Source organism: Lactiplantibacillus sp. ME-2 (genome assembly GCF_022549155.1).
Taxonomy (GTDB): Bacteria; Bacillota; Bacilli; order Lactobacillales; family Lactobacillaceae; genus Lactiplantibacillus; species Lactiplantibacillus plantarum.
Map to the genome: position 1 here is coordinate 1 of NZ_JAKZEQ010000076.1, position 5116 is coordinate 5116.

The 5116-nt window shown below is 43.6% G+C and carries 6 protein-coding genes and 2 tRNA genes; 3 read left to right on the forward strand and 5 right to left on the reverse strand.

Translation table 11 applies throughout. The features are described 5' to 3' along the window. Window positions 1–104: 104 nt before the first annotated feature. Together MMY95_RS15000 and MMY95_RS15005 are read right to left on the reverse strand one after the other, a co-directional pair. Window positions 105–177 (reverse strand) — tRNA-Glu (locus MMY95_RS15000). 49 nt (window positions 178–226) lie between these two features. Next, the gene (locus tag MMY95_RS15005) at window positions 227–433 is read right to left on the reverse strand and encodes a hypothetical protein (RefSeq protein ID WP_003642774.1); all 207 of its coding nucleotides are present in this window, start codon (window positions 431–433) and stop codon (window positions 227–229) included. Window positions 434–567: 134 nt separating this feature from the next. Here MMY95_RS15005 and MMY95_RS15010 point away from each other — a divergent pair. From MMY95_RS15010 to MMY95_RS15020, 3 genes are all read left to right on the forward strand, one after another. Then, window positions 568–640, forward strand: a tRNA-Gln gene (locus MMY95_RS15010). A gap of 205 nt (window positions 641–845) precedes the next feature. Next, window positions 846–1079, forward strand: coding sequence for a hypothetical protein (locus tag MMY95_RS15015; protein WP_003642773.1), 234 nt, complete (start codon window positions 846–848; stop codon window positions 1077–1079). Between the two features lie 24 nt (window positions 1080–1103). Further along, a complete protein-coding gene (locus MMY95_RS15020) occupies window positions 1104–1376 on the forward strand; it encodes a hypothetical protein (protein ID WP_053267715.1) in 273 nt (90 codons plus the stop codon). 48 nt (window positions 1377–1424) lie between these two features. Here MMY95_RS15020 and MMY95_RS15025 read toward each other — a convergent pair whose 3' ends face one another. The 3 genes from MMY95_RS15025 to MMY95_RS15035 form a co-directional block, all read right to left on the reverse strand. Further along, window positions 1425–1910: a MarR family transcriptional regulator gene (locus MMY95_RS15025; protein ID WP_003642771.1), complete on the reverse strand. Its 486-nt coding sequence runs from the start codon at window positions 1908–1910 to the stop codon at window positions 1425–1427. A 54-nt stretch (window positions 1911–1964) separates the two neighbouring features. Beyond that, entirely contained in the window at window positions 1965–3941 is a 1977-nt protein-coding gene (locus MMY95_RS15030; RefSeq protein ID WP_003642770.1) for a hypothetical protein, read from the reverse strand. Window positions 3942–4040: 99 nt separating this feature from the next. Continuing rightward, the coding region (locus MMY95_RS15035; RefSeq protein WP_241277779.1) for a MucBP domain-containing protein at window positions 4041–5116 on the reverse strand (1076 nt) is incomplete at its 5' end.

Below are 5116 nucleotides of genomic sequence, written 5' to 3' on the forward strand. Positions count from 1 at the left end.
GATCTACACGATTGTCATATCGTCGGCAGCGTCAGATGTGTATAAGAGACAGCTGATATACCAGCATTATGACGCTTCTCTTTTTATCTACCGACGTCGACTTATCACCCGCACGGGGATCGAACCCGTAACTCCGCCTTGAGAGGGCGACGTCTTAACCAATTTGACCAGCGGGCACAAATTCATTTATTATCTTACCGAATGATAAGCGGCTTGTCAAATATAATTAAGATTTTTGCCACCTAAAAATCGTCACAACAACTAAACCAACGAATAAGAGCAAACAGTAGGCCACACTACACCAAAAAACGAAAGTCAATAATTGGGGTAACAAAAAGCTGCGCATAACTGCTAATCCGATGGCCGTGACCGCCCATACGATCAATTGTTGTCGCAGATGATCGAATAAATGATCTAATTCTGACTTCGACATACACTCACCTTCCACTCAACTAGTTTAGCCACCAACTGATACGATATTCAAGCAAAAATGCAAAAAATAGACACAAAGTTTCAGCAAAGTCTTGACAGTATTTGCTGGAAAAGTTACTATTAAATAGTTGTTATTGGGTATTCGCCAAATTGGTAAGGCAGCGGACTCTGAATCCGTAATTTACTGGTTCGAGCCCAGTATACCCAATCAGAAGTACGGATAAAGCCACGCAGGTAAGATCAAATTTACCTGCGTGGCTTTTTATGAATTGTCACACCCTTGCCAGTGCAATTTTATCTTTTTTCACTCAAAACGGTTTACGGACTTGATTAGGGGTTTATAATAGATAGTGTAGACTGTCTGTGAAGCCTTGTAAAATTGTCACTATTTTAAATTCAATCCAAAGGAGATAATGTTGTTGGTATACAAAGATGTTTTTGGTATCGATCACAATGATTGTCACATTGTTCAGACGCGGCACGAGTTTAACCGGATCTTCATTATCGAAAATGAAGTTGGCTCTCGCTTTACTTGCATCAAAGATGATGCCCCACTCGAAAAGAAGATGTCTGGGCACTGGAAGTATGCAAAAGCTAGCGACGCCCCTAAGAACTATGCCGTTCCTTATAAGGCCCAGAAAAACTAAACAACCGTTGAAAAGAGGATTACGATGCGGCGCTATCAACCGTTAACCAAATCAAATGGCCGGGTCCCCCACTCGCTCAATCATAACACCAACCCCTACTATGGTCAGCATGGTGCTGATTGGGTCAAAGACACGAATGCTTCGCTATTTAATGTCCAACATGAGCATCTCCAATCAAAGAGCCATGTTGAGCGACGCGTGCGGCACAACGTCCGTCAAGTGCTGTGGGTGGTCGTGGCGATTCTTGCCATGTTACTTGGTGGTTTTATCTTGTTCTCATTAGCGATCAATATTTAACACTAAAAAGAGTCATTCAGCTTATACAAGTTGAATGACTCTTTTTTACTAGCCTTTAATTTCCTTGGTATCCACTAAAACTTTGCTGACCATCCGAAGCTCATCAGTTAATTCAGAGGTTCGAATCCGGCCAAATTCGTCGAGGAACTTGCCAAGGCGTTCTTCGTTAACTTTTTCAATGACCCGTGCTAACTTCTCACCTTTGGCGGTTAACGTTAGATAACGGTACCGACGATCATAAGGATCGATGTTCAACACAATCAAGTCATTGTTGATCAAGTAGGTCAGTTTCCTTGAAATCGCTGAAGAAGAGACGTGGCGGTCAGCGGCTAGCTCTTTCACCGTAATCCGGTGATCAGTGCTATGGTCAAGATAGTAGAGAATCAAGAACTGTTCGAACGACACGTCCGCATCAGTCACCATCGTTTGAATAATCTCGCGAAGATGGCTTTCAAGCCATGACATGCCCACTAAGACTTTTTCGAACAATTCCGCATCGTCGTACTTGGCCTTCTTAGTATTAGTCTTCATCATTATTTAAAACCCCATTCATGCGTCACGTTCAAGGCATCATCAACAACCCCGTGATTACGCACGGACTTCTGCAGCTGGCATAACGGTGATTTCAAGATCACGTGTCATTTGTTTCTCAATCGCAGTCTGAACATCACGATCCGTTACAACTAAGCTCGACAACTTACTCTTTCCGTTGATAATATCTTGGACGTGTTGATTATCCAAATCATCAGCAGAGACGATTGGTAAGAGATGGAAATTATCATTCGTTGCTTGTAAGCATTGGTCGAACAATGGGGCGTTAACTCCCATAACCAACACACTGTTTTGTTGTTGCAAGACTGATGCCAACCACCAGTTCAATAATTGTGCTTCAGAATGGAAGACATTCGTGATGGCTTCTTCCTTGTTCACTAATTGAATTGATAATTCGTGGTTACTACCATATTGCTTGACCATTGCTAAAGAGTGGTCTGGACGATAGAAGTTTTCTAGTGTCACTTGTGAGTTATTCGTCCGGTCAAGGTACTGAGTGACTGACAAGAACCCGGCAGCATCGTACACATCCCGACGAGTTGCTAACGACCCATTGAAGTAAGTCATGTACCAAATGGCACCATTCTTACGGTACTTCAACGTCATAATTGGGTTACCGCCGTCATCGGCAATTGACACAATCTGCTTATCAGCATTGCGCTTATATTGCCATGCAGGATTATCAGGTAATTCTGGTTTAGTCTTCGCAACGGCACCCGGTACCTTTGCCTGAATCGTGTAGTACATGTTGTACAAGCCAGTTCGTTTATCAACTAAGCCAGCTGATTGGTAACTGTTCCAAATTTCTGGCAAGCTGTCATTATAGTTAACCGTAATAACATTAGCTTTATCCTTAACTTCACTCTTCAATAAGCCCATGATCATTTCCATCGAAGCCTTTTCATCACCAGACAATGACTGAATCAAATCGGTGCTGAACAAGAAGTACTTTGCAGACTGGTCAAATTCGACGGGCGATACTAAGTGAGTCGTCCCGTAATCCGATTTTAACTTGGCATCAATGCTTTCAATCTTTTGTTGGAGCCCCTTAACAATCGTAGCATTTTGATCATAATCATGTTGTAATCGATTGATTTTCTGATTAATCAAGTTAAGTGAACGTTCTTGTTCGTCTTGAGCACTCTTCTTCTTACGATCATAAGCAACTAACGCATCTTGAGCGGTATGTAAGTCTTTTTCCGCACTCGTAATCGCGTGTTCCTTCCGCGAACGTTCACGGGTTTCAGTCTGTTCACGCTTCTGGAGTTTCACGAGTTCACTGTTGATTGCGTCACTCTTTTGATACAGATCCTGTGCTTGCTTCTCCTGTTGCTTCATCAACACGAATAACTTCTTAAGATCCTGTTCGCCCTGAATTGCTTTACGCATATCAGCTTCATTTTGCTTCAAATCAGCTAATGATTGTTCAGACTGCGTAATCTTCTTTTCCAACGATTTGATGGTTTGATCGCTCTTAGCAAGAGCTTTCTTAGCATCATCATAACGTTTTTGAGCAGCATTGATGGTCTTGACCATTCCCTGCCGTTCGCTATCGTTCGTGTTAACGACTTTGTCCTGTTTAGACAGAGTAACCTTAGCGTCCTTTAACTGTTGTTCTAAGTTTAACTGTTCGGCAACTAAAGTTTCATACTGTTGCTTTTCGTGCTTACGGTCCTGAACCAATTGGACCTTAAGCTCCCCACGTAAAGTTTGGTATTGCTTGTTTAAGTCAGCCATTTCGCGTTCAATTGCCACACTGTTTTTGGCTGCTGTTTGGGTAGCACGCCGTTGGTTGACCCGGTTTTGGCCCTTAACTGGGGCACTAGTTGAAGCAGTCACGCTGCTACTAGTTGGCCGGACACCAGCAGATGACCGCACATTGGGGGTCGTACTACTTTGAGTCGCCTTTGGTTTTGGCTTTTGAGCAGCAACGGTTGAAGTCGCCGTTGCACGCTCAGAATGATTACGGTAATCCTCATTCTTATCTCTGCGCTTTTTATTGAACATCTTCATAATGCAACTCCTCCATAAACTTGATTGTTTGCTCAAAGAGTAGAAAGGTCATCGCTGACCTTTCTATCCGTTCAGCAAATAATCAAGCTATTCTAATTATTATGCTTCATGCTTCCGACGAGAAACGCCAAAGTATAACGCTGAACCCATCAATAAGGTTGAAAGACCCAAGACAGCCAAGGCAGTCCCGTTTTCGTCTTCATCCGTTTGTGGTAACGTCTTTGCGTCTGAAGTCGTCGTCTTAGTCGTAACTACTGGCTTCAATGAGGCTGATGCAGGAACAACCCCACTAGTCCCATTGTTAGTAGTAGCCGTCGTCGTTGGCGTTACTTCATCATCAGAAACCGTGGTTGCTGGTGCGGTTGAAGTAGTCGTCGTTGATGAACCGTTGTTTGACGAGCCATTACCATTATCAACAGTATCGTCACTTGGCGTCGTAACAGGAGCAGTTGTAGTTGTACCAGTACCGCCACCGTTGACGTTGTCACCAGTGCCAGGTGCAGTCGTAGGTGCAGTTGTCGTCGTGCCACCACCGTTATTACCATTGTCGCCGGTACCAGGTGCGGTGGTAGGTGCAGTCGTTGAGCCGCCGTTATCATTCTTAGCATAAGTTAAGGTGATCGTCGCGTCATCAGCCACCGTACCACTCAAAGCACCATCAGCTGACTTGTAAGTGTAACCATCGATTGTTGGCGTTGCGACCGTGTAAGTGTCCCCAACTTTGTAAGTTGTGGTCGTCGCACTCTTGATCGTATTACCATCTGCGTCAACATAGTTAACTGTGATCGTCTTAGTTTGTTCAGTTGGAGTAGTGCCACCGTTCTTCGTGTAAACAAGGGTAACTGTGTTACCCTTGTAGGCAATCGTCCCGGCAATGGCATCACCAGTAGCATGGTCATAAGTGTAACCCGCAATTTCTGGTTGACCAACAGTGTAAGCTTGACCAACAATATATTCAGTTACGTTGGATGCTTTGATAGTGTTACCATCAGCATCAACATAATTAATCGTCAAGTTAGCTTTGTTTTCAACTGGTGTCGTTGAATCCTTGGTGTAAGTTAAGGTAATGGTCTTATTACCATCAACCGTACCAGTTAAGGCTGCATCAGCTGACTTGTAAGTGTAACCATCGATCGTTGGCGTTTCAACTTTATAAGTTGAGCCGTTATCCAAAG

What these genes read in the sequence shown, in the direction of transcription:
- MMY95_RS15005 (WP_003642774.1), bottom strand. Translation starts at nt 433, where the DNA reads ATGTCGAAGTCAGAATTAGATCATTTATTCGATCATCTGCGACAACAA.
- MMY95_RS15015 (WP_003642773.1), top strand. Translation starts at nt 846, where the DNA reads ATGTTGTTGGTATACAAAGATGTTTTTGGTATCGATCACAATGATTGT.
- MMY95_RS15020 (WP_053267715.1), top strand. Translation starts at nt 1,104, where the DNA reads ATGCGGCGCTATCAACCGTTAACCAAATCAAATGGCCGGGTCCCCCAC.
- MMY95_RS15025 (WP_003642771.1), bottom strand. Translation starts at nt 1,910, where the DNA reads ATGATGAAGACTAATACTAAGAAGGCCAAGTACGACGATGCGGAATTG.
- MMY95_RS15030 (WP_003642770.1), bottom strand. Translation starts at nt 3,941, where the DNA reads ATGAAGATGTTCAATAAAAAGCGCAGAGATAAGAATGAGGATTACCGT.